This window comes from Exiguobacterium sp. s11 (assembly GCF_018619015.1).
In the GTDB taxonomy this organism is placed as follows: Bacteria; Bacillota; Bacilli; order Exiguobacteriales; family Exiguobacteriaceae; genus Exiguobacterium_A; species Exiguobacterium_A indicum.
Map to the genome: position 1 here is coordinate 717439 of NZ_JACSNF010000001.1, position 20306 is coordinate 737744.

General features: G+C 47.2%; 20 protein-coding genes and 1 other annotated feature. Of the genes, 1 reads left to right on the top strand and 19 read right to left on the bottom strand.

Annotation, left to right across the window (positions count from 1 at the left end; translation table 11 throughout):
* Positions 1-65: 65 nt before the first annotated feature.
* The 15 genes from KNQ12_RS04055 to recD2 form a co-directional block, all read right to left on the bottom strand.
* Complete coding sequence (locus tag KNQ12_RS04055) at positions 66-1709, bottom strand: peptide ABC transporter substrate-binding protein (protein ID WP_214746461.1); 1644 nt, start codon at positions 1707-1709, stop codon at positions 66-68.
* Between the two features lie 206 nt (positions 1710-1915).
* On the bottom strand, positions 1916-3472 hold the full coding sequence (locus tag KNQ12_RS04060; protein ID WP_214746463.1) for a peptide ABC transporter substrate-binding protein: 1557 nt from the start codon (positions 3470-3472) through the stop codon (positions 1916-1918).
* 97 nt (positions 3473-3569) lie between these two features.
* Positions 3570-4808, bottom strand: a complete 1239-nt coding sequence (gene fabF / locus KNQ12_RS04065; protein WP_133207561.1) for a beta-ketoacyl-ACP synthase II — start codon at positions 4806-4808, stop codon at positions 3570-3572.
* A 1-nt stretch (position 4809) separates the two neighbouring features.
* Positions 4810-5754 (bottom strand): beta-ketoacyl-ACP synthase III, encoded by a 945-nt coding sequence (locus tag KNQ12_RS04070; protein ID WP_023468902.1) that lies wholly within the window; start codon positions 5752-5754, stop codon positions 4810-4812.
* A gap of 106 nt (positions 5755-5860) precedes the next feature.
* Positions 5861-6559 (bottom strand): 5'-methylthioadenosine/S-adenosylhomocysteine nucleosidase, encoded by a 699-nt coding sequence (gene mtnN, locus KNQ12_RS04075; RefSeq protein WP_023468903.1) that lies wholly within the window; start codon positions 6557-6559, stop codon positions 5861-5863.
* Between the two features lie 52 nt (positions 6560-6611).
* Positions 6612-7085 carry a transcription elongation factor GreA gene (greA, locus tag KNQ12_RS04080; protein ID WP_029342224.1) on the bottom strand — a complete coding sequence of 158 codons (474 nt, stop codon included), beginning with the start codon at positions 7083-7085 and terminating at the stop codon, positions 6612-6614.
* 56 nt (positions 7086-7141) lie between these two features.
* Positions 7142-7789, bottom strand: a complete 648-nt coding sequence (gene udk, locus KNQ12_RS04085) for a uridine kinase (RefSeq protein WP_023468905.1) — start codon at positions 7787-7789, stop codon at positions 7142-7144.
* A 16-nt stretch (positions 7790-7805) separates the two neighbouring features.
* Complete coding sequence (locus KNQ12_RS04090) at positions 7806-8444, bottom strand: O-methyltransferase (protein WP_023468906.1); 639 nt, start codon at positions 8442-8444, stop codon at positions 7806-7808.
* A 71-nt stretch (positions 8445-8515) separates the two neighbouring features.
* A complete protein-coding gene (gene mltG / locus KNQ12_RS04095; protein WP_058264763.1) occupies positions 8516-9664 on the bottom strand; it encodes an endolytic transglycosylase MltG in 1149 nt (382 codons plus the stop codon).
* Between the two features lie 78 nt (positions 9665-9742).
* Positions 9743-10036, bottom strand: a complete 294-nt coding sequence (locus KNQ12_RS04100; protein ID WP_023468908.1) for a DUF1292 domain-containing protein — start codon at positions 10034-10036, stop codon at positions 9743-9745.
* Positions 10023-10310: a DUF1292 domain-containing protein gene (locus KNQ12_RS04105; protein ID WP_214746466.1), complete on the bottom strand. Its 288-nt coding sequence runs from the start codon at positions 10308-10310 to the stop codon at positions 10023-10025. The genes KNQ12_RS04100 and KNQ12_RS04105 overlap by 14 nt, the downstream gene beginning before the upstream one ends.
* Positions 10311-10324: 14 nt before the next feature.
* Entirely contained in the window at positions 10325-10747 is a 423-nt protein-coding gene (ruvX, locus tag KNQ12_RS04110) for a Holliday junction resolvase RuvX (RefSeq protein WP_023468910.1), read from the bottom strand.
* Positions 10744-11013 carry an IreB family regulatory phosphoprotein gene (locus tag KNQ12_RS04115; protein ID WP_029342229.1) on the bottom strand — a complete coding sequence of 90 codons (270 nt, stop codon included), beginning with the start codon at positions 11011-11013 and terminating at the stop codon, positions 10744-10746. Before KNQ12_RS04115 ends, ruvX begins: the two co-directional genes overlap by 4 nt.
* Before the next feature lie 34 nt (positions 11014-11047).
* Complete coding sequence (gene alaS / locus KNQ12_RS04120) at positions 11048-13690, bottom strand: alanine--tRNA ligase (RefSeq protein ID WP_064299570.1); 2643 nt, start codon at positions 13688-13690, stop codon at positions 11048-11050.
* Positions 13691-13748: 58 nt separating this feature from the next.
* Positions 13749-13959 (bottom strand) — a binding site (T-box leader).
* Positions 13960-14001: 42 nt separating this feature from the next.
* Positions 14002-16227: an SF1B family DNA helicase RecD2 gene (gene recD2, locus KNQ12_RS04125; protein ID WP_174316460.1), complete on the bottom strand. Its 2226-nt coding sequence runs from the start codon at positions 16225-16227 to the stop codon at positions 14002-14004.
* A gap of 116 nt (positions 16228-16343) precedes the next feature.
* Here recD2 and KNQ12_RS04130 point away from each other — a divergent pair, with 116 nt between their 5' ends.
* Positions 16344-16892, top strand: a complete 549-nt coding sequence (locus KNQ12_RS04130) for a VOC family protein (protein ID WP_023468914.1) — start codon at positions 16344-16346, stop codon at positions 16890-16892.
* Positions 16893-16937: 45 nt separating this feature from the next.
* Here the strand turns inward: KNQ12_RS04130 and KNQ12_RS04135 are convergent, their stop codons facing one another.
* From KNQ12_RS04135 to cymR, 4 genes are read right to left on the bottom strand one after another with little or no spacing between them, the layout of a single operon-like run.
* Entirely contained in the window at positions 16938-17603 is a 666-nt protein-coding gene (locus tag KNQ12_RS04135; RefSeq protein WP_214746469.1) for a tetratricopeptide repeat protein, read from the bottom strand.
* 13 nt (positions 17604-17616) lie between these two features.
* Positions 17617-18738, bottom strand: a complete 1122-nt coding sequence (mnmA, locus tag KNQ12_RS04140; RefSeq protein WP_174316461.1) for a tRNA 2-thiouridine(34) synthase MnmA — start codon at positions 18736-18738, stop codon at positions 17617-17619.
* A 16-nt stretch (positions 18739-18754) separates the two neighbouring features.
* Positions 18755-19882, bottom strand: coding sequence for a cysteine desulfurase family protein (locus tag KNQ12_RS04145; protein ID WP_214746471.1), 1128 nt, complete (start codon positions 19880-19882; stop codon positions 18755-18757).
* A gap of 13 nt (positions 19883-19895) precedes the next feature.
* Positions 19896-20303: a cysteine metabolism transcriptional regulator CymR gene (cymR, locus tag KNQ12_RS04150; RefSeq protein WP_029342236.1), complete on the bottom strand. Its 408-nt coding sequence runs from the start codon at positions 20301-20303 to the stop codon at positions 19896-19898.
* Positions 20304-20306: the final 3 nt, after the last annotated feature.

A 20306-nucleotide genomic window follows, 5' to 3' on the forward strand; every position in this document is an offset into this window, starting at 1 on the left:
TCTTTTTTGATATTTCCAAACAAAAAACTACTTCCGAATCAAATCGGAAGTAGTTTTTATTTTGCTTATTTTCCTTCGATTGAAGCCCATTTGTAAGAGAAGTCTGCGCCGAAGTTATGCTCGACGACTCCTTTGACGTATGGTTTAACGAGGAATGCACGTCCACGCTGATAAACAGGTGAGATCGCTGCTGAATCAAGAAGGATTTTCTCAGCTTCTTGTAGTTCAGACCAACGTTTTGTTGCATCTGTTTGAGTTTGTGCATCTTTGATGAGTTTATCGTACTCTTTGTCCGACCATTTACCACGGTTGTATGGTCCGCCCGTGACGAAGAGATCGAGGAACGTCATTGGATCTTGGTAGTCAGGACCCCAGCCAGCGAATGAGAACTCGAAATCACCTTTGTTTTCAAGATCAAGTTTGTTTTTGAATGGTTGTTGTTTGATCGTAACCTTCATACCTGGAAGGTTTTTCTCAAGTTCCCCTTTCAAGAACTCACCGATTTTCTTAGCATCGTCGCTATCGTAGTTCAAGAGCTCAAGATCAACCGATTTTTGACCGATTTCTTTGAGACCCTCTTCCCAGAGTTTTTTCGCTTCATCGGCATTGTATTCGTTGAATGCCGGATACTTGTCGCGGAAATCTTTTCCGTCAGCATCTTTTGCGAAATCTTTTGGTACGAGGTAGTTTGCTGGAAGTGATCCGTTTGCAAGGATGACATCCGTGATTCCTTTTTTGTTGTAACCCATATCGATGGCGCGACGGATTTTTTCATTATCAAGCGCTTTTACCTTTGTGTTGAGGTTAAGGTAGAAGATCGTTGATTCACCTTTTGTTTTAAATTCTTTATTGTCTTTGTACTGAGCAACGAACTCAGAAGTTAGACCTGTACGGTCGATGTCACCTTTTTCGTAAAGGTTAACACCTGTCGCTGTCTCTTTAACGACCTTAACGTTGATCGTTTTAAGTTTGACGGCATCTTTATCCCAGTAGTTATCGTTTTTAACCATTTTCCAGCCTTGTTCACGTGTCCATTCTGTTAACTTGAATGGTCCGTTGTAGAGCGCCTTGTCTGCAGTCGAACCGAAGTCTTTCCCGATTTTCTTCGAGAGTTCTTCTGATTTCGGCATGAATGGTCCGAATCCAGTGAGTCCGAGGAAGTAATCTGCAGGTGCTTTTAACTTAACTTCGAGCGTTTTGTCATCGACTGCTTTAACACCGACAGCATCACGATCGCCTTTTTTCGTATTGTACTCTTCTGCACCTTCGATATTGTAGAAGACGTATGCATACTGTGAAGCGTTTTCAGGATTTAGAACTTCTTTCCATGCATATTCGAAATCTTTTGCCGTAAGTGGTGTACCATCAGACCATTTTGCATCACGTAATTTGAACGTGTATGTTAATTTGTCATCTGAAACCGTGTGGCTTTCAGCGATACCTGGAGTCGGCTGCTGCTTGTCATCAAGACGGTAAAGACCCTCCATCGTGTTGTTCAATACGTTAAATGAAACTGAGTCTGTTGAAGTCGTCGGGTTGAGTGTCGGAATATCCGAACCTTCGATCAAATTAAGTGTTTGATCATTGGATTTTTTGCTTGAACCTGTGTCGCCCGATTTGTCGCCTGAATCCGTTGTCGAACAAGCTGCGAGGAACGCACTTGATACGAGTGCTACCGATGTAGCTAAAGCAAAGCTTTTCTTCTTCATGTTACGATGACCCCCCTAGGTTTCTAAAAAAATGATACTGTCAGGTTTTTGACCGAAAAAAAAAGAATTACTATATTCGAATCAAACCCTTCGTTACAAATAGTTTACAATGTTCTGATAATTTTGCAAACCTTTTATCCGATTTTTCTAAATATTTTTTCAAAAAAAGACTGGGACCTTAAGAAATAATTGTCCCAGTTAAGTGATTATTTTAAAATTTTCATCGAGCGGAGTAGGTATTCCGGTCCATAAATCGGTACTTCAATTCCTTGAATCGTATCAGAAACATATAATTTCTCAGTCGTCTGATACAAAGGAACGACGACAGCATCCTGATGGATTAACCGTTTTTCGGCTTGATGATAGAGTGCTTGTTTTCGTTTTATCTCTTTTTCTTTTCGTGCTTTTTCAACTGTCTGGTCGTATACCTTGGATTGATAATTCACCGAATTTAAAGGATTGTCTGAGACGAATTGATTTAAATAGGCTAGCGGTCCTGGATAATCTGGCATCCATCCAGTCAAAGTCATCGCATATCGTGATGATTGTTCTTTGTCGATTTTCTCTTCAATCGCGACTGGCTTAAGAATGATATCAATCTCAGGTATTTGTTTCTCAAGATAGGTTTCGAGTTGTTCCCCAATCCGTTTTGCTTGTGGATCATCAAAATTAAGCATCTCAATTTGTTGTTTACTGTGTTCTTGTGATTTTTCAGGTTTCTCTTGAACGGATTCTGACATCAATACGTTCGTATCAGTGACGACGAATCGATTCGTCGGAATACCTGCATACCCTAAAGGAAGTTGAACCGATTCTTTTTCCATCAAGGCGTGAGCAATCCGCTTTCTGAGTGTCGTATCGCGGAACGTGTCATTTTTTTGATTAAAGGCGATATAAAAGACACCACTCCGCTTTTTTTGATAGGTCGGTCGTGAAACCTGATCACCTTGTGTTTCGACACTTTCTTGTAATGGAAGGATAGCCGCCTTGCTTTTCTCATACGAACTCCATTGCGTCTGATGATCGGGAATGATACGGCTTTCTATTTTCGCTACTGTAACAACGTTTTGCTGATGATACTGATCATTTTTCTTAAGCGTATATCCGCTTTTCGACATTTTTTCTAGTGTAAATGCACCATTTCCAACAAGTTCTTCCCACTTCTTTGATTCCGGTTGTGGATAGAAGACGGACATCGCAAGTAATTCCTTTAGATTCGAAACCGGCTGATTCAACGTGATAATAAGTTGATTGCGTCCTTTCGCCTTTACACCTAAACGCTCTGGCTTCATTTTTCCGTCATTGACGGCACGTCCATTTTCAAACACTTCAAATAAAAAACCATAAGGAGAATTCGTTTGATTAGCTGCGACACGTCGGAAACTATCGACAAAGTCTTGTGCCGTGATCGGCTGACCCTGCGCATTTTTCGTTTGTTTGAGTTGAATCGTATACGTCAGACGATCCTTTGAGACTGACATATCCTGTGCTAATCCTCGACGGACGGATGTCCCAGAAGTAAAGACATATAATCCTTCATACAGTTGTGCTAACAGTGTCTGAGAACGACTATCTGTCGCTAACGCAATATCGGATGTCTTCGGGAGTGATGATTCAATTAATTCAACCTTCTCTGCTTGGGTCTCCTGATCTGTTTTCGTTTTTTGAGATGATGATAGACGATATATGAGCGTACCACTGAGACCAATCAATAAAAATAAGATCAATATCAGGATTGATGTTTTTCTTGTGATGTTAGTCATAAACGACTCCTTTCTGCGTCAAACACGCATTTCTCTATTGAATCAGAAAATCAGCAAAAAAGCGACCCCCTCGTTTTTCCAAGGGAATCGCTTAAGCTTAAGCTTCGTAACGTTTGAATACGAGTGATGCGTTGTGTCCACCGAACCCGAGCGAGTTGCTCAGGGCGTAATTCAATTCGACGCTCCGTGCACCTTCCGTCACGTAATCAAGATCGCAGCCTTCACTCGGCTGTTTGAGATGAATTGTCGGGTGAACGGTTTGTTCTTGTAACGATTTGATCGTCGCAATCGCCTCGACGCCACCAGCGCCACCAAGCAAGTGACCAATCATCGATTTCGTCGAGTTGACGACGAGTTGTTTTGCCTGTTCACCGAAAACACTGTGGATCGCTTTTGTTTCAAGAATGTCGTTCATTGGTGTGCTCGTTCCGTGTGCATTGATGTATCCGACTGCTTCTGGTGCGATACCTGCATCTTGGATTGCCATTGCCATCGCACGCGCTCCACCGTCTCCATCTGGATCTGGAGCTGTGATGTGGTAGGCGTCAGCTGTTAATCCATACCCACTGACTTCAGCATAGATTTTTGCGCCACGTGCTACCGCATGCTCGTACTCTTCAAGAATCAAGATGCCTGCCCCTTCTCCCATGACGAATCCATCACGTCCTTCGTCAAACGGACGGCTTGCTGTCTCAGGATCGTGATTCGTTGACATCGCTTTGTTGGAACAAAAACCAGCAAACGCTAAGTTCGTGATTGGTGCTTCCGCTCCACCAGCGATCATGACATCTGCATCGCCCCGTTCGATGACACGAAGTGCTTCCCCGATCGCATTCGTTCCTGAAGCACATGCTGTGACAGAACAGTTATTCGGCCCCTTGGCTCCGGTATAGATCGATACCTGACCGCTTGCCATGTTCGGAATCATCATCGGAATGAAGAACGGGCTGACACGACGGTGTCCGCGCTCGAAGTAAATTTTTGCTTGTTTCTCGATTGTCTCCACGCCACCAATCCCTGATCCAATCCAGACACCTGCACGTTCAGCAATCGACTTGATATCAATTCCAGCATCTTTTACAGCTTCCATGCTTGCGACAAGTGAGTAATGAACGAAGCGGTCCATCTTGCGTGCTTCTTTCGCCTCGATGAATTCTGTCACGTCGAAGTTCTGCAATTCGCCAGTGACCTTTGTTGGATATTCATCGATATCGAGACGCTCCATCGGTCGAATCCCGTTCGTTCCTTCTTTTAATGCTTCCCAGAATGTATTAGCATCGTTCCCGATTGGTGTCAGTGCTCCGATTCCTGTGACTACAACGCGTTTTCTCATCATCTTATGTGTTCTCTCCTTTAGTCCAAGTAATGTATGCTGCTCCCCAAGTCAATCCGGCACCGAATCCAGCAAGTACGAGCTTTGTACCAGGTGTCAAGCGTCCTTGTTGACGTGCTTCTTCGAGCGCGAGTGGGATTGAAGCAGCCGATGTATTCGCATGCTCATCGATGGTGACGATGACTTTCTCTTGCGGTATATGCAGTCGTTCGCACGCTGCATCGATAATTCGTAGGTTTGCCTGATGCGGAATCAAGATATCGATGTCTTCGAGTGTGCTATCCGCTTTTTGAATGACTTTTTCAACGATTTCCGGTAATTTGCGAACAGCGAACTTAAAGACTTCACGACCATTCATCTCGATTGGTCCATCGATGTCCTTAAATAACAAATGTGCTCCGCGTCCATCTGTTCCAAGCTCAAAGGCATTAAGACCCTCTTGCTCAGTTGATCCGATGACGACTGCCCCTGCACCGTCTCCAAATAAGATGGCAGTTGACCGGTCTGACCAGTCGACGATACTCGACATTTTTTCAGCACCGATGACGAGCGCATGTTTTCCTTCGACTGTTGCTAACATGCTAGCAGCTGTTTGTAATGCAAAGATGAAACCACTACATGCCGCACTAATATCGAATGCAGTCGCTCCGCGTGCTCCAAGACGCTCTTGAACGATACAGGCAGTAGACGGAAATGCTCGTCCTGTTGCCGTTCCGACGACGATCAACCCGATGTCCTCTACTGTCAATCCAGCATCATCAAGCGCTTTCTGAGCAGCTTCTGTCGCTAAGTCAGTGACATCCACATCATCGGCTGCAATCCGTCGTGCCCCGATTCCTGTCCGTGTCCGAATCCATTCATCGCTCGTATCGAGCGTCGTTGCTAATTCATCGTTCGTCACGCGGCGTGACGGCAAAGACGTTCCTAATCCTACAATCCCGATCTTCATAAGGCATCCCCTTTTGTTATTAGTATCTGGTACTAATATAAAGCGTTAATATGCTTTTGTCAAAGAAAAAAGGAAGAGCATGGTCTCCCGTGCCCTTCCCCATACCTCATTCTGCTAACGTCCGTACGACTTCCATGACCATTTTAGCGGAATTGATTGACGCAATCTCGAGGAACTCATCAAACGAGAGTGACGCTTCTTCATTGGCGCTATCTGAAATCGAACGCGTTACGACGAACGGAACACCGAACTGATGACAGACCTGTGCGATTGGTGCTGCTTCCATCTCGACGGCTGCGACTTCTGGGAAGTGCGCCTTGATTTGAGCAGAGCGCTCTGAATCGTGGATGAATGAATCGCCTGTCGCAATCAATCCATGAACGACGCGAATCGCATCCATCCGCTCGATGACGGCTTCTGCTGTTGCAACAAGCTTCGGATCTGCTTGATAGGCAGCTGGCATTCCAGGTACTTGACCATATTCGTATCCAAATGCCGTCACGTCGACGTCGTGGTGACGTACTTCTGTTGAGACGACGACATCCCCGACCGTTAAGCCTTCCTTGAATCCACCTGCTGAGCCCGTATTGATGACAGCACTTGGTTTGTAGTGGTCTAGCAATAATGTCGTCCCGATCGCAGCGTTCACTTTCCCGATTCCTGACTTCAAGATGACGACAGGAACGCTATTTAAAAGCCCTTCATAAAAATGATAGTTTGCGATGACTGTATCTTTACGTTCTGATAACTCATTACGCAATAAGTTGACTTCCTCTTCCATTGCGCCGATGATTGCGATTGGCATAATTCATTCCTCCATCAAACAGAAAGCCGGATTGCTCCGGCTCCTGTGTTCTTTATTTGATCGATGTAATTTTTACTGCGTATTCGCCGCCTGGTGCTGGTACAGAGACTTGATCTCCGACTTGGTGCCCCATTAAACTTTTCGCGATTGGTGATTCGTTCGAGATTTTACCCGTGAACGGATCTGCTTCGGCACTACCGACGATCGTATACGTATCTTCTTCGTTATCTTCGACACTTAAGAAAGTGACCGTCGTTCCGATACCGACGACCGAGATATCCTTCTCTTCTTCTGAGATGATGGCAACATTACGAAGCATCTCTTCAAGTTGAGCGATCCGGCCTTCGACCATCGCTTGCTCTTCTTTTGCTGAATCGTACTCAGCGTTCTCTGAAAGGTCACCGAACGAACGGGCGATCTTGATGTTCTCGACGACTTCTTTCCGGCGGACTGACTTCAATTCATTCAATTCATTTTCAATGTTCGCTTTACCTTCAAGCGTCATGTAGTATTGCTTTTCTGCCATTTTTGTCACGCTCCTTTTTATTCCACTAGTATAGTATATTCACATCTTTTTTGGAATCAATATCCTCTTTGATCGAGTGCTGAACGATAATCAAGAATCGCTCGAATCTTCGTCACGAGTAAATCGATCGCGACATGATTCTCGCCGCCTTCCGGTACGATGATGTCCGCATACCGTTTTGTTGGTTCACAGAACTGCAGATGCATCGGACGAACGACGTTCGTGTACTGCTCAACGACTGAGTCGATCGAACGTCCACGTTCGTTGATATCACGTTGCATCCGACGCAAAATGCGAACGTCCGCATCCGTATCGACGAACACCTTGATATCCATTAGTTCCCGTAACCGCTCGTCTTCAAGCGCTAAAATTCCTTCTACGATGATGACATCGCGTGGTTCGAGACGAATCGTTTCTTGTGCCCGCGTGTGGGCGACATAGTCATATACCGGTTTTTCAACGGCAATGTTTTCACGGAGCGACTGAATGTGCTCGATCAACAGACCATTATCAAAAGCGAACGGGTGATCATAGTTTGTCTGATACCGCTCCTCCATTGATAAATCGCTTTGATCTTTATAATACGCGTCCTGCTCAATCATGACGATTGATTCACTTGGAAACGCATCGACGAGTGAACGTGCCACCGTCGTCTTCCCTGAACCCGTTCCGCCCGCTACGCCAATTACTACCGGTTTTTGCATGTCATTCGTTCCTCCATCATTTCGACTTTTTCCGACTGACGGATACACCGTCACCGAGCGGAAAAATCGTCGTATCGTATTGTTCTTGTTCCATCATCCAGACCGTGAATTCCTTGACGAGACGCACGAGTCGACGTCTTCTTCGATCGAATGTCTTCGGATCAGACTCGAGAACATCTCCGTGTAAGAAGAGATTATCCGTATAGAGTACGCCGCCCTCAGGAATGAGTCGCCCATATCCTGCAAAGAATTTTTTATACTGTCCTTTAGCTGCATCAATGAAGACCGCATCGAACTGGTCTTCAAGCGTTTCGGCTAATTCTACTGCATCACCAAAAATGATGTCAATCCGGTCCGCCACATCTGACCGGGCGATGAAGGTTTTTGCTTCTTCATACCGCTTTGCATTCCGTTCAATCGTCGTAATGCGCGCATCCGGTAGCGCACGGGCCATCCGAATCGCACTATATCCGATTGCGGTTCCGACTTCTAAAATGCGCTTCGGTTGTTGTAATCGCAGGAGCGATAACAAGACTTCGGAACCTGTCAGTTCGATGATTGGTATATGATGTTCTTCCGCATAACGCTCCATTTCTTCTAACAGAGCATCTCGAGGATGAATCATTGATTCGACATAGGTCGTGAAATCATTCACGCCATTCACTCCCTCTTCCGCATAAACAGGTTGACTTGAAGCGAACTTCCTGCTTCAACCCAACCCGTTGCTCATTGCTCTTTACTCGCTTCGTATTCCACCCATTCCGGCTTATACTTAACGACGTTTCGTTGATGTTCTTCATATGTCTCTTCGTATAGAATCTGTCCTCGTGGATGTTTATCACTTGGTGGACGGGCGAAGAAATAGACATATTTCGTTTTATTCGGATTTAACACGGCAAGTACCGAATCCTTACTGACCGTTGAAATCGGACCGATCGGAATCCCTTCGTACTTGTACGTATTGTACTTCGAATTGTTCTCGAGATCCTTCAGCGTCGTTAAAGCCGTATTTTCACCTGTGCCATACCAAACCGTTGGATCCGACTGTAACTTCATACCGTCATCCAATCGATTTTTAAAGACACCAGCGATTTCACGACGATCATCTGCTGTCGCCGCTTCACGCTCGACCATGGAACCGAGACTGAGTACTTCATGGAAGGTCATGCCAGACTTTTGAATGGCATCCTCATTCTCATCGTAGACTTTTTCTGTTTCATCGAGCATCGTCTCGACGATTTGATCAATGCTTTTTCCTTTATCAAACTCATACGTTGCTGGGAAGAGGTACCCTTCAAGTGCATACAGGACACCATCTTTTTTCACTTCATCCGTCAACATCGGATATTTTTCAATCATGCTGTCGATGAATGTCGCATCCGTCAATTCTTTACGGACCGTCTCTTCCTTGAAGTTCGTTGCTTTCGCGATCAAAGCGATTTGACGATCCATCGTGATGCCTTCAGGTAACGTGATTTTCACATCCGCTGCCTTCATGACCGTTCCCGTCTTTAATTCATTGATGATTTCATCCGGGGACATGGCTTGTGACAGTGTATACGTACCCGCCTGGAATGACGATTCATTCTTATAACGGACGTAATAACGGAAAATCGTCTCGTTCGCAATCAAGTCTTTTTCCTTTAGTAAGGAAGCAATCGTACTCGTCCCTGCTCCTAAAGGAACTTCGACTTTGACGGATTTCGTCGCTGCTTCATCGACTGGTTCAAGCGCATTTTTCAAAAAGACATAGACGACCGCACTGGCAACTAGAAAAATCGTCAACAATACAGAAAGGATGATTAGCGTAATCCGCCGTGATGTCCGGCGTCGCCTTTTTTCGATTTCGGCATTTTGCTTCCATTCGTTCTCCATCGGTTCCTCCTTCTTCTCTTAAAACAAGGTGACATCGTAAGAGAAAGTCTCTTACGACGTCACCTGTCATGAGTCGGGTTAGTCTAACTGATCTTCGAGCGTGTTAAAGACTTCTTCGATTTCATCCCAAGTCGCTGTATCATCTTCATCGATCGGTACGAGGTTGAAGTCGTTGTCTCCATCACCGTATTCGTCAAGTTCGTAAACGAAGATATCGACTTCTTCTGCTTCGTCATAGTCTGCTCCGATTGGCTCAAGGAAGATGTATGTCTTACTCGAACGTGGGCTTTCGTAACGCAGACGTTCTACGAATTCGAAATCATTTCCTTCGCCGTCCGGAATTACGTAACGTGTTGGTTCATTCTGTTGCATCAGTGATCCGCTCCTTTAACGCAAGCTCGAGTTCATCCCAAGTTTGCTCATCATTTTCATCGATCAGGCTCAATTCGAAATCATCTTCGCCTTCTCCATATTCATCGATCTCACAGATGATCAGATCATCTGCTCCTTCCTCAGGGTTACCGATCATTTCAAGAAACAGATAGGTTTTTCCTGTACGTTCACTCGAGTAACGGTACCATTCTTCGAAAAGATGTTCGCCGCCCTCTTCATCTGGAAAGAGATACTGACGTTTTTCTTCAGCCATCGGTTTCTCCCCCTTCATCGGTTCGTCCGATCCAAGTACGATTGCAGGATCATGACGGCAGCCATCTTATCGATGACTTGTTTACGCTTTTTACGGCTGACATCGGCATCGATCAGCATCCGTTCTGCTTGCATCGTCGTCAACCGTTCATCCATGAAGACGACTTCAAGCCCGGTATGCTGTTCGATTTCCTTCGCAAAAGCTTCACTTGCTTCTGCGCGGGGACCGATGGAACCGTTCATGTTTTTCGGAAGACCAATGACTAGGATTTCGACATTGTATGTCTTCATGATGACATCGAGCCGTTTGAAGGCTTCTGGGTAATCCGGTTCCGTCCACTTGACCGTCTCGACGCCTTGCGCCGTCCAGCCCATCAAGTCACTGACCGCTACCCCGATCGTCTTCGAACCGACATCTAGTCCCATTGCACGTTTCATTTTGAATTTCCACTCTCCGCCAAATAAGATTTCACGAGTTCTTCGAGCAATTCGTCGCGTTCAATCTTACGAATTAAGTTACGTGCGTCATTATGACGAGGAATGTAAGCAGGATCTCCTGAAAGGAGATAGCCGACGATTTGGTTGATCGGATGATATCCTTTTTCTTCTAAAGCATGATAGACAGTCAACAACACATCACGTGTCGCTGCTTTGTTATCGTCTTCCGGAAAGTTGAATTTCATCGTTTGATCCATCTGACTCACGTTCATCACCTCTTTCATATACACTACGTTTCTATTATGCCAGTGATTGCACGTATTGTGAAGCGTACGCGAGTGCTTCTTCTAATTTCGACGCATCTTTTCCACCAGCTTGAGCCATGTCAGGGCGACCGCCACCGCCACCACCGCAGCGTGTTGCGACTTCCTTGATCAATTTACCAGCATGATAGCCTTGGTCGATTAAATCTTTTGAGACGCTTGCGACGAGATTGACTTTCTCACCTTGCGCACTTCCGAGAACGATGATTGCTGATCCGAGCGAGCTCTTCAACTCGTCCATCATACCGCGAAGAGCATCCATATCTGAGACGTCGACGCGTTTCGCAAGCACACGCACACCGTTGATTTCCTCAACATCGTCCTTCAATGAAGCAGCTTCGATGTTCGCAAGTTTTGCTTGCAACGATTCATTCGCCCGTTCCGTCTCACGGAGCTGTTGTTGCAGTGCTTCGATGCGAACAGGAACTTCTGTCGTCTTCGTCTTCAAGACAGCTGCTGCTTGTTCGAGTGTTTCCAAGTGCTGATTCATGACACGATACGCGCCTGCACCCGTTACCGCCTCGATTCGGCGTGTACCTGCACCGATCCCGGACTCTGAAACGATCTTGAACAAGCCGATTTCTGCTGTGTTCCCGACGTGGATACCGCCACACAACTCGATCGAGTACGTGCCTGCTGAGACGACACGGACCGTTTCACCGTATTTCTCACCGAACAATGCCATCGCGCCTTTTGCTTTTGCATCAGCGATGTTCATCTCTTCGATATCAACCGGTAGTGATGCCCAGATTGCTTGGTTGACGTCTTGTTCAATCTTCGTCAACTCTTCTTGTGTCACTGCACCGAAGTGTGAGAAGTCGAAACGAAGACGATCTGGAGAAACGAGTGATCCTGCTTGGTTGACGTGTGTTCCGAGCGTATCTTTCAATGCTTTATGAAGCAAGTGTGTTGCCGTATGGTTTTTCGTGACGGCTTTACGCTCTGCTGCTTCGACTGTTGCAACGACGTCTGCAGCTTCCGTTGCGATCCCTGTACGAACGATGACCGTATGCAAGTTTTGACCGTTTGGTGCTTTTTGAACATCTTTGACATCAAGAACGAAGTCTTTGCCTTCGATTGTTCCTGTATCCGCGACTTCACCACCACTTTCAGCGTAGAACGGTGTGATGTCAAGAATGACTTGTGCTTCTTCACCAGCAGCGACTTCTGTGACTCGTTCTCCATCATGCAACAATGCGATGATTTTCGCATCCGCCTTAAGGTCGGTATAGCCGACGAACGTACTTTTATCTTTTAGCGTCGAGAGGACTTCCGATTGCTGTTGCATCGAACCACTCTCTTCACGCGCTGCACGTGCACGCTGACGTTGTGCATCCATCGCTAGTTTGAAGCCTTCTTCATCAACAGACATCTGATGATCTTCCGCATACTCGACTGTCAATTCGAGTGGGAAACCATACGTGTCATACAGACGGAACGCATCTTCGCCACTGATAACATGCTCACCGTTCGCCTTAGACGTCTGAGCGACTGTGTTCAAGATTGCAAGACCGTCATGAAGTGTCTCATGGAAACGTTCTTCTTCGTTTTTGATGACACGTTTGATGAAGTCTGCTTTTTCTGGAACTTGTGGGTAGAAGTCAACCATGACATTCCCGACCGTATCGACGAGTTCATACATGAACGGACGCTCGATTCCAAGCATCTTCGCATAACGCACCGCACGGCGCAGTAAACGACGAAGGACATATCCGCGTCCTTCATTCGAAGGAAGCGCACCATCACCAATTGCGAATGATACGGTACGGATGTGGTCTGCGATGACTTTGAATGCTACATCGAGTTTCGAATCATCACGGTAGATTTTACCGCTGATCTCTTCTGTTTTGTGAATGATCGGCATGAACAGATCCGTATCGAAGTTCGTCGGCACGTCCTGCATGACACATGCCATCCGTTCGAGTCCCATTCCTGTATCGATGTTTTTACGCGGAAGTTCCGTGTAGTTGCCGTGTCCATCGTGGTTATACTGACTGAAAACGATATTCCAGATCTCGAGATAGCGTTCGTTTTCGCCACCTGGGTAGAGTTCTGAATCGTTCGGATCGTCTCCAAAAGCAGGTCCACGGTCGAAGAAGATTTCCGTGTTCGGACCAGATGGACCTTCACCGATTTCCCAGAAGTTATCTTCAAGTGGAATGATCCGCTCAGCCGGTACACCGAGTTCAAGCCAGATTTGACGCGCTGCGTCATCTTCCGGGTGAATCGTGACCGAGAGACGTTCCGGGTCAAGACCGTACCAGTCATCACTCGTCAAGAGTTCCCAGCCCCATTTGATTGCATCTTCACGGAAGTAATCACCGACAGAGAAGTTTCCGAGCATCTCGAAGAACGTATGGTGACGTGCTGTTTTCCCGACGTTTTCGATATCATTCGTCCGGATTGATTTTTGTGCGTTGACGATACGTGGATTATCAGGAATGACACGACCATCGAAATATTTCTTGAGTGTCGCAACCCCTGAGTTGATCCACAAGAGCGATGGATCCTCGACCGGTACGAGTGAAGCACTCGGTTCGATCGCATGCCCTTTGCTTTGGAAGAAATCAAGATACATCTGACGGATTTGTGCACCCGTTAATGGTTTTAGAGCTTTCATGAACAGTTACCCCCATTGGTTTTATTTGGACGCAAAAAAAGCGATGCCTTCATCCCTGAAAAGGGACGAAAGCATCGCTTCCGTGGTACCACCCTCGTTCGTAAGCAATCCATTGCCTACCTCGAACATCTGATAACGGGGATGACCCGCAGGTGTTTACACCCGACTCCGGAAGGAGCTTCAAAGGGACTCGAGAAAGTGATTGCAGCAGACTCACTTCTCTCTGGACTCGAGTTTTCCTTTTACTTATCTTCCATCAACGTGTTACGTCCATTCATCTATCGTGATTATTACCTATCACACAGCATCCGTCAAGTCTTTGTCACCCCACCGAGTCGTTCAATCAATCGTGTTCGGCGCCGCGGCTCCTCTTCTTGCGACGCTTTATGAAACGCTCGTGGGTCGCCGAACAATAATAAACTCGACTTCGCACGGGTGACCGCCGTATAAATCAAGTTTCGGGAATGCTTGAATGCCCCCGTGAAATAGACCGGCATCAAGACGATCGGAAACTCGGACCCTTGTGCCTTGTGGATCGTAATCGCGTAGGCATGCGTGAATTGATCCCAGTCACTCCGGTTGTACTCGACTTCCGTCTGGTCGAAGCGGGCGATGATCTTATCCACCTTGTCGACGTTCTCTTTGGCGAAGAAGATATTGACGATTTCGCCGATATCTCCGTTATAGACGTTCTCTTCCGCATTATTGACGAGCTGAAGAATCTTATCCCCGGTCCGGTAAATCCGAGTGCCTTGTTTGACTTCGCGTTTTTTCGGTTCCTCCGGATTGTAGACGCGTTGCAAGGCGACATTCAGTTCGTCGATTCCGACCTGACCACGGTAAGTCGGTGCCAGAACCTGAACATCGAATTTCGAATACCCTTTTGCAAGTGCTTTTTCCGCGAAGGCTGAGATGCCACGTAACGTCTCTTGCGGAGACGCGGTGTAAAAGCGACGATCCGCAAGTGGTGATAACAAATCAGCTGACGTCGTCCGGTTCTTCAAATCGTGCGCGAGTCGTAAAATCGAAGAATCTTCCGCTTGGCGATGGACGACGTTCAAACGAACGACGGGAATCCCTTGCGTATCCATCAAGTCTGCCAGCACTTGCCCAGGACCAACGGATGGTAACTGATCCCGGTCACCGACGAACAAGATTTTCATACCGTTCGGCACAGCACGGAGCAGACTCGATAACAAGTAGATATCAATCATCGACGACTCATCGATGATCAGTACTTTCCCTGTAATCGGCTGATCTTCATTTAATTGGAAATTCGTTCCGTCATACTTCAACAGACGATGAATCGTCATCGCTGGGACGTCCGTCGCTTCCGACAAACGTTTAGCGGCGCGTCCGGTCGGTGCAACAAGGACGTACGGATAAACATCTCCCGTCTTGACACGACTTTTCTCAAGCGGCCAATCATGAATTTCTTGCAGGGCATGTAAAATTCCCTTGATGACGGTCGTCTTACCGGTACCGGGTCCACCGGTCAGAACCATCAGCGGCGCTTTGACCGCTAACTCGATCGCTTCTCGCTGTTGCGCCGCATATTCCATGCCAAACTGTTCTTCGAGGTGCCCGATTGCTTCAAGGATCGTCGCGACATCGACTTCCTGTTCGGCACCGTTCGCCATGACCCGCGCGAGTTCCTTCGCCGCTCGGACTTCAGCATAAAAGATTGTCGGTAAATACAGACAGCCTTCTTCGAGCTTGACCTTATCTTCAGCAAGCAATAGTTCAATCGCTTGTTCTAGCCGTTCCCCCGGGTCCTCACCAAGCAAACGGGGTGCTCGCTGCAATAGTGAGTCGACCGTCGCAAAGGCATGTCCCTCTCCTGCTTCTTGTTCCAATATGTGCATGATCGAAGCAGCGACGCGCTCCGGGTGTAATCCGACGAGTCCAAGATGTGATGCGATATGATCGGCTGTCTTAAAACCAATCCCATTCACTTCATACATCAAGGAATATGGATTCTCTCGTATTCGCGCCATGGCGTCCCCTTCGTAAGCAGCATAAATCTTTGCCGCTAGCTTCGGCGTAACATCAAATGGTGCTAAGAACAGCATCAACTGATCGACACCGTATAACGTGGCGAGTCGACTCAAGATGATGTCAGCTTGTTTTTGTTTTAACCCAGGCACCTGATTCAGTACCCGTTCATCTTTCAAAATGAGATCCACTGCCTCTTCTCCGAGAGCATCGACGATATTTTTCGCTGTCTTCGGACCAATGCCGGTGAACGAACCATTCGTCAAGAAGCGGATCGTCGCATGTTTTGTCATCGGAACCGATCGCCGAATCAGTTCCGCCTTCAGTTGTTTTCCGAATCGAGGATGATCGACGAGACGACCGAATGCTTGATACGTTCCTCCGAGTTCGATCCCAACCCCAGTACCCGTGATGACGAGCTCGGTTTCTTTCAGTTCAAAGTTCTTTTCTTTGACGGCGACCAATACAATGGAGTGTGCTTCTTCTTCAGAAGAAAAGAGCACACGTTTGACGCGCCCGACGACTTGATGGGGGTGCTCCATCACTCCACCTTCTTTCTCTCTTTTTCATTCGCTGCTTTCATCATAGCATTCGTTTACCGGATTTTAAATCAGGGAAAGATACCCTGAAACATTTCGTTAAGAGGAGGAGTTTAAGGATGGCACGTTTACCGATTGCAGGATTGTGTGAATTAGTACTTGAAGTCGAGGATATGGACCGTGCGGTTGGCTTTTGGAATGGGACACTAGGCATTCCAGTCGTCGAGCAATGGGCTCCTGAAGATGCGGAACCAAGTAAAGAACAATCTAAACAAGACGGGGTCTGGGCCACGTGGCTTTACATTGGCGGTAATACTCGACTCGGCCTGTGGCTGAAGCGAGACTTCACGATGGAAGAACGGACCGTCAAACACTTACCAGTATCCGAATGGGACACGTTGTACGATGAAGGTGGTGTCCATGTCCACTGTGCTTTCTACGTTGAGAAGGACGAGTTCCAGCAAGCCTTGAATCAATTGCGGGAAGCATCGATCACCGTGAAGCTCAGAGAATGGGACGAACAGGAGACATCGAATCAAAAAGAGCATTCTGCTTATTTCAAGGATACGGAAAATAACGTCATCGAACTGTACACGAAAAACATGGATGAAGCCTATGAAGACTTTTCCGGTCCACCACTTCGTGTCATCCGTGAAGTTGGGAATTAAATAGCATAAAAAAAGACGACTCCAGGCGGAATCGTCTTTTTTATATCAGTCTGCTTGTTTTAATAACGCATCCATCTTCGCTTTCGCGTCCCGCGCAAGGGCGTGTTCCGGCTGGTAGGCAAGAACGGCTTCGAGTTCTGCATAACAGGCTTCCTGTTGACCAAGGAAAGCAAGGGCAATCGCATAATTGTATCGTGCATCTGTATGCGTTTCGTCAAGCATCAAGACGTGCTCGAACATCTCGACCGCTTCTTCCAACTTCTCGTTTTGCGCTAAGGCAAGTCCGTATTGGAATGCGATCTCGATATCGACACCGTTTAGTTCTGACGCACGCTGTAAACGAGGCAACCCGCGGACTGGATCACCGAGTTTTTGATACGTCATCCCGAGCATGAAATGGAGATCCGCGTCGTCAAGTCCATATAATAACGCTGCCCGCAATGATTCCTCTGCTTCGACGAGTTTGTCGGCAGCAAAGAACAAGGCACCTTTCGCATAATAGGCACTCGCAAACGTATTATCGATCAGCAGTGCCCGGTCATAAAAACGAAGCGCACGATCGGCGTCGTTCATCGATTGCAGTAATGTTCCAAGATTGACGTACGCCGTCGGATCTTTTGGATTTTCTTCGATCGCGTCGTTAAACGCTTGCGCTGCTAATTCATAATTTCCAGCTTCTAGATGCCGGAATCCTACTTCATTATAGTTCATCTTCTTTTGCTCCTTACGCTAGATAAGCGAGGCGTTCGCCTGCTTTATAGGCTGCATCGATCGTCGCACCACCGAGACAGATGTCTCCATCATAGAACACGACCGCTTGTCCTGGTGTGATTGCCCGTTGACGCTCGTCAAACGAGACATCGAGTCCCTCTTCGAGGACACGAACCGTGACCGCTGTATCTTGTTGACGGTAACGGAATTTCGCCGTACAACGGAATGTCTCACCGACCGGACGCTCAGATGTCCAGCTGACATCTGAAGCAAGTAATCCTTCCGAATACAGCAATTCGTTGTGGAACCCTTGATCGACATAGAGAATGTTCTCCTCTAAGTTTTTCCCGACGACGAACCAAGGCTCTCCGTCGCCACCGATACCGAGTCCATGACGTTGCCCCATCGTATAGTACATCAATCCATCGTGACGTCCCATGACGTTGCCGTCAAGTGTCCGCATCTCACCGGGTTGCGCAGGCAGATATTGACCGAGGAACTGTTTGAAGTTCCGCTCTCCAATGAAGCAAATGCCTGTCGAGTCTTTTTTCTTCGCCGTTGCGAGGTTCGCTTCTTCTGCGATCCGGCGCACTTCTGATTTTTCCATGTGCCCGATCGGGAACATCGCCTTCGCGATTTGCTCTTGCGACAATTGATTTAAGAAATATGTTTGATCCTTGTTTGCATCAACGCCTCGAAGCAATTTATGTTCTCCATCCTCATAGACGGCACGCGCATAGTGCCCTGTCGCGACGAAATCGGCACCAAGACGCATCGCGTGATCGAGGAAGGCTTTGAACTTGATTTCCTTGTTACACATGACGTCCGGATTCGGTGTCCGACCGAGTTTATATTCATCAAGGAAGTACGTGAAGACCTTATCCCAGTACTCTTTCTCGAAATTGACTGCATAGTACGGAATGCCGATTTGATTGGCTACGGCGATGACGTCTTCATAATCTTCCGTCGCCGTACAAAAGCCGTTCTCATCCGTGTCATCCCAGTTTTTCATGAAGATTCCGATGACGTTATAGCCTTGCTCTTTTAATAAATGAGCGGTCACAGAAGAATCGACACCGCCCGACATCCCAACGACGACCGTCGTTTCACTCGGGGCTTTCGCTCGTGTATTCATTTACTTCACCTCTTAGTTAATTCTGAAACGATTTTACGACATCTTGCAAGGCTTGTGCGAGTAGTTCGACTTGCGCGACCTCATTTCCGTGACCAAAACTGATACGGACCGATGCTCGTGTCCGTTCTTCTTCGCCATACATCGCCGATAAGACATGCGAAGGTTCAACGGATCCTGCCGTACATGCACTCCCGCTCGATACGGCCATCTGGCGCATATCGAGCATGATCAAGAACGGTTCGATCTCAATCTGCGGGAAGTAAAGATTGAGGACATTCGGTAATCCTTCAACACCGTTGACTTCGTAAGTGATGCCACTTTCATCCAATCGCGTTAGTAAAACGCTGCGCAGCTGTTTGATGTGGTCCTGTTGTTGATCACGCTCTGCGATCATCAGTTCAAGCGCTTTCGCTAAACCGACGATTCCCGGTACGTTCTCTGTACCAGCGCGACGCTTGCGTTCCTGTTCTCCTCCGAACGTTTGAGGGGCTAACTTCACACCAGTCCGCACATACAACAATCCGATTCCTTTTGGACCATTGATTTTATGACCAGACGCGGATAAGAGATCGACCTGTAACGCTTCGACATCAATTGCTCGTTTTCCGAACACTTGCACCGCGTCCGTATGGAACAAAATACCGCGTTCTCGCAAAAATTGACCGAATGCCGCAATCGGTTGAATCGTTCCGACTTCATTGTTGCCGAACATGATCGAGACGAGTGTCGTATCTTCCCGAACTGCTTCTTGTAAGGCAGCCAATGAGACGACTCCTGTATCTGGAACATCGAGATACGTGACGTCATAGCCTTGTTTTTCGAGCTCTTCGAACGCATGTAATACAGCATGGTGCTCAAACCGTGTCGTAATGAGATGACGCCCTTTTTCACGCGCCGCCTCAGCTGCACCAAAGATTGCATAATTATCCGACTCCGTTCCACCGCTCGTGAAAATCAGTTCGGTTGGTTTCGCGTTCAATTCTTGTGCGATCTGCCGGCGTGCTTTGTCAATTGCTGCCCGAGCAGATCGACCAGCCGCGTGGACACTCGATGGGTTGCCATACTGTTCGAGCAAATAAGGCGTCATCGCCTCAAGGACTTCCGGACGCATAGGCGTCGTCGCCGAATGGTCAAAGTAATTCATTTGTTTTCACCTCTCAAATATAGAACATGTATCCTGTATCTTCTTCTTCCGCTAAGTCTTGTAGCGTCGTTGAATCGAGTACTTGATCGACTGCTTGCTGGATTTTATCCCACAGTTTTCGTTTCGTGACCTCGTCACAAGCATCGCCTTCGACGACGACGAGTGGTCCTTCAAGCAGGCGGATGATTTCACCCGCTGTGATGTTTTGCGCTTCACGACCGAGCTTATACCCGCCGTAAGCACCGCGTACACTTTTGACGAGACCTCCATTACGAAGGGGTGCAATCAACTGTTCAAGATAATGCTCAGATAGGTCATACATCTGCGCGATTTTTTTTAGGGATAATGGTTTAGATTCAGCTTCTTTCGCGAGTGCGATCATGATCGTCAGACCATATCGCCCTTTCGTCGAGATTTTCATCAT

Coding starts and splice junctions, on each gene's coding strand:
- ruvX (WP_023468910.1), bottom strand. CDS start 10,747: ATGAAACGTGCAATGGGACTAGATGTCGGTTCGAAGACGATCGGGGTA.
- fabF (WP_133207561.1), bottom strand. CDS start 4,808: ATGATGAGAAAACGCGTTGTAGTCACAGGAATCGGAGCACTGACACCA.
- KNQ12_RS04100 (WP_023468908.1), bottom strand. CDS start 10,036: ATGCAACAGAATGAACCAACACGTTACGTAATTCCGGACGGCGAAGGA.
- KNQ12_RS04070 (WP_023468902.1), bottom strand. CDS start 5,754: ATGAAGATCGGGATTGTAGGATTAGGAACGTCTTTGCCGTCACGCCGC.
- KNQ12_RS04105 (WP_214746466.1), bottom strand. CDS start 10,310: ATGGCTGAAGAAAAACGTCAGTATCTCTTTCCAGATGAAGAGGGCGGC.
- greA (WP_029342224.1), bottom strand. CDS start 7,085: ATGGCAGAAAAGCAATACTACATGACGCTTGAAGGTAAAGCGAACATT.
- alaS (WP_064299570.1), bottom strand. CDS start 13,690: ATGAAAGCTCTAAAACCATTAACGGGTGCACAAATCCGTCAGATGTAT.
- KNQ12_RS04145 (WP_214746471.1), bottom strand. CDS start 19,882: ATGAATTACTTTGACCATTCGGCGACGACGCCTATGCGTCCGGAAGTC.
- mtnN (WP_023468903.1), bottom strand. CDS start 6,559: ATGCCAATCGCAATCATCGGCGCAATGGAAGAGGAAGTCAACTTATTG.
- udk (WP_023468905.1), bottom strand. CDS start 7,789: ATGCAAAAACCGGTAGTAATTGGCGTAGCGGGCGGAACGGGTTCAGGG.
- KNQ12_RS04055 (WP_214746461.1), bottom strand. CDS start 1,709: ATGAAGAAGAAAAGCTTTGCTTTAGCTACATCGGTAGCACTCGTATCA.
- KNQ12_RS04060 (WP_214746463.1), bottom strand. CDS start 3,472: ATGACTAACATCACAAGAAAAACATCAATCCTGATATTGATCTTATTT.
- KNQ12_RS04130 (WP_023468914.1), top strand. CDS start 16,344: ATGGCACGTTTACCGATTGCAGGATTGTGTGAATTAGTACTTGAAGTC.
- KNQ12_RS04135 (WP_214746469.1), bottom strand. CDS start 17,603: ATGAACTATAATGAAGTAGGATTCCGGCATCTAGAAGCTGGAAATTAT.
- mnmA (WP_174316461.1), bottom strand. CDS start 18,738: ATGAATACACGAGCGAAAGCCCCGAGTGAAACGACGGTCGTCGTTGGG.
- recD2 (WP_174316460.1), bottom strand. CDS start 16,227: ATGGAGCACCCCCATCAAGTCGTCGGGCGCGTCAAACGTGTGCTCTTT.
- mltG (WP_058264763.1), bottom strand. CDS start 9,664: ATGGAGAACGAATGGAAGCAAAATGCCGAAATCGAAAAAAGGCGACGC.
- cymR (WP_029342236.1), bottom strand. CDS start 20,303: ATGAAAATCTCGACGAAAGGGCGATATGGTCTGACGATCATGATCGCA.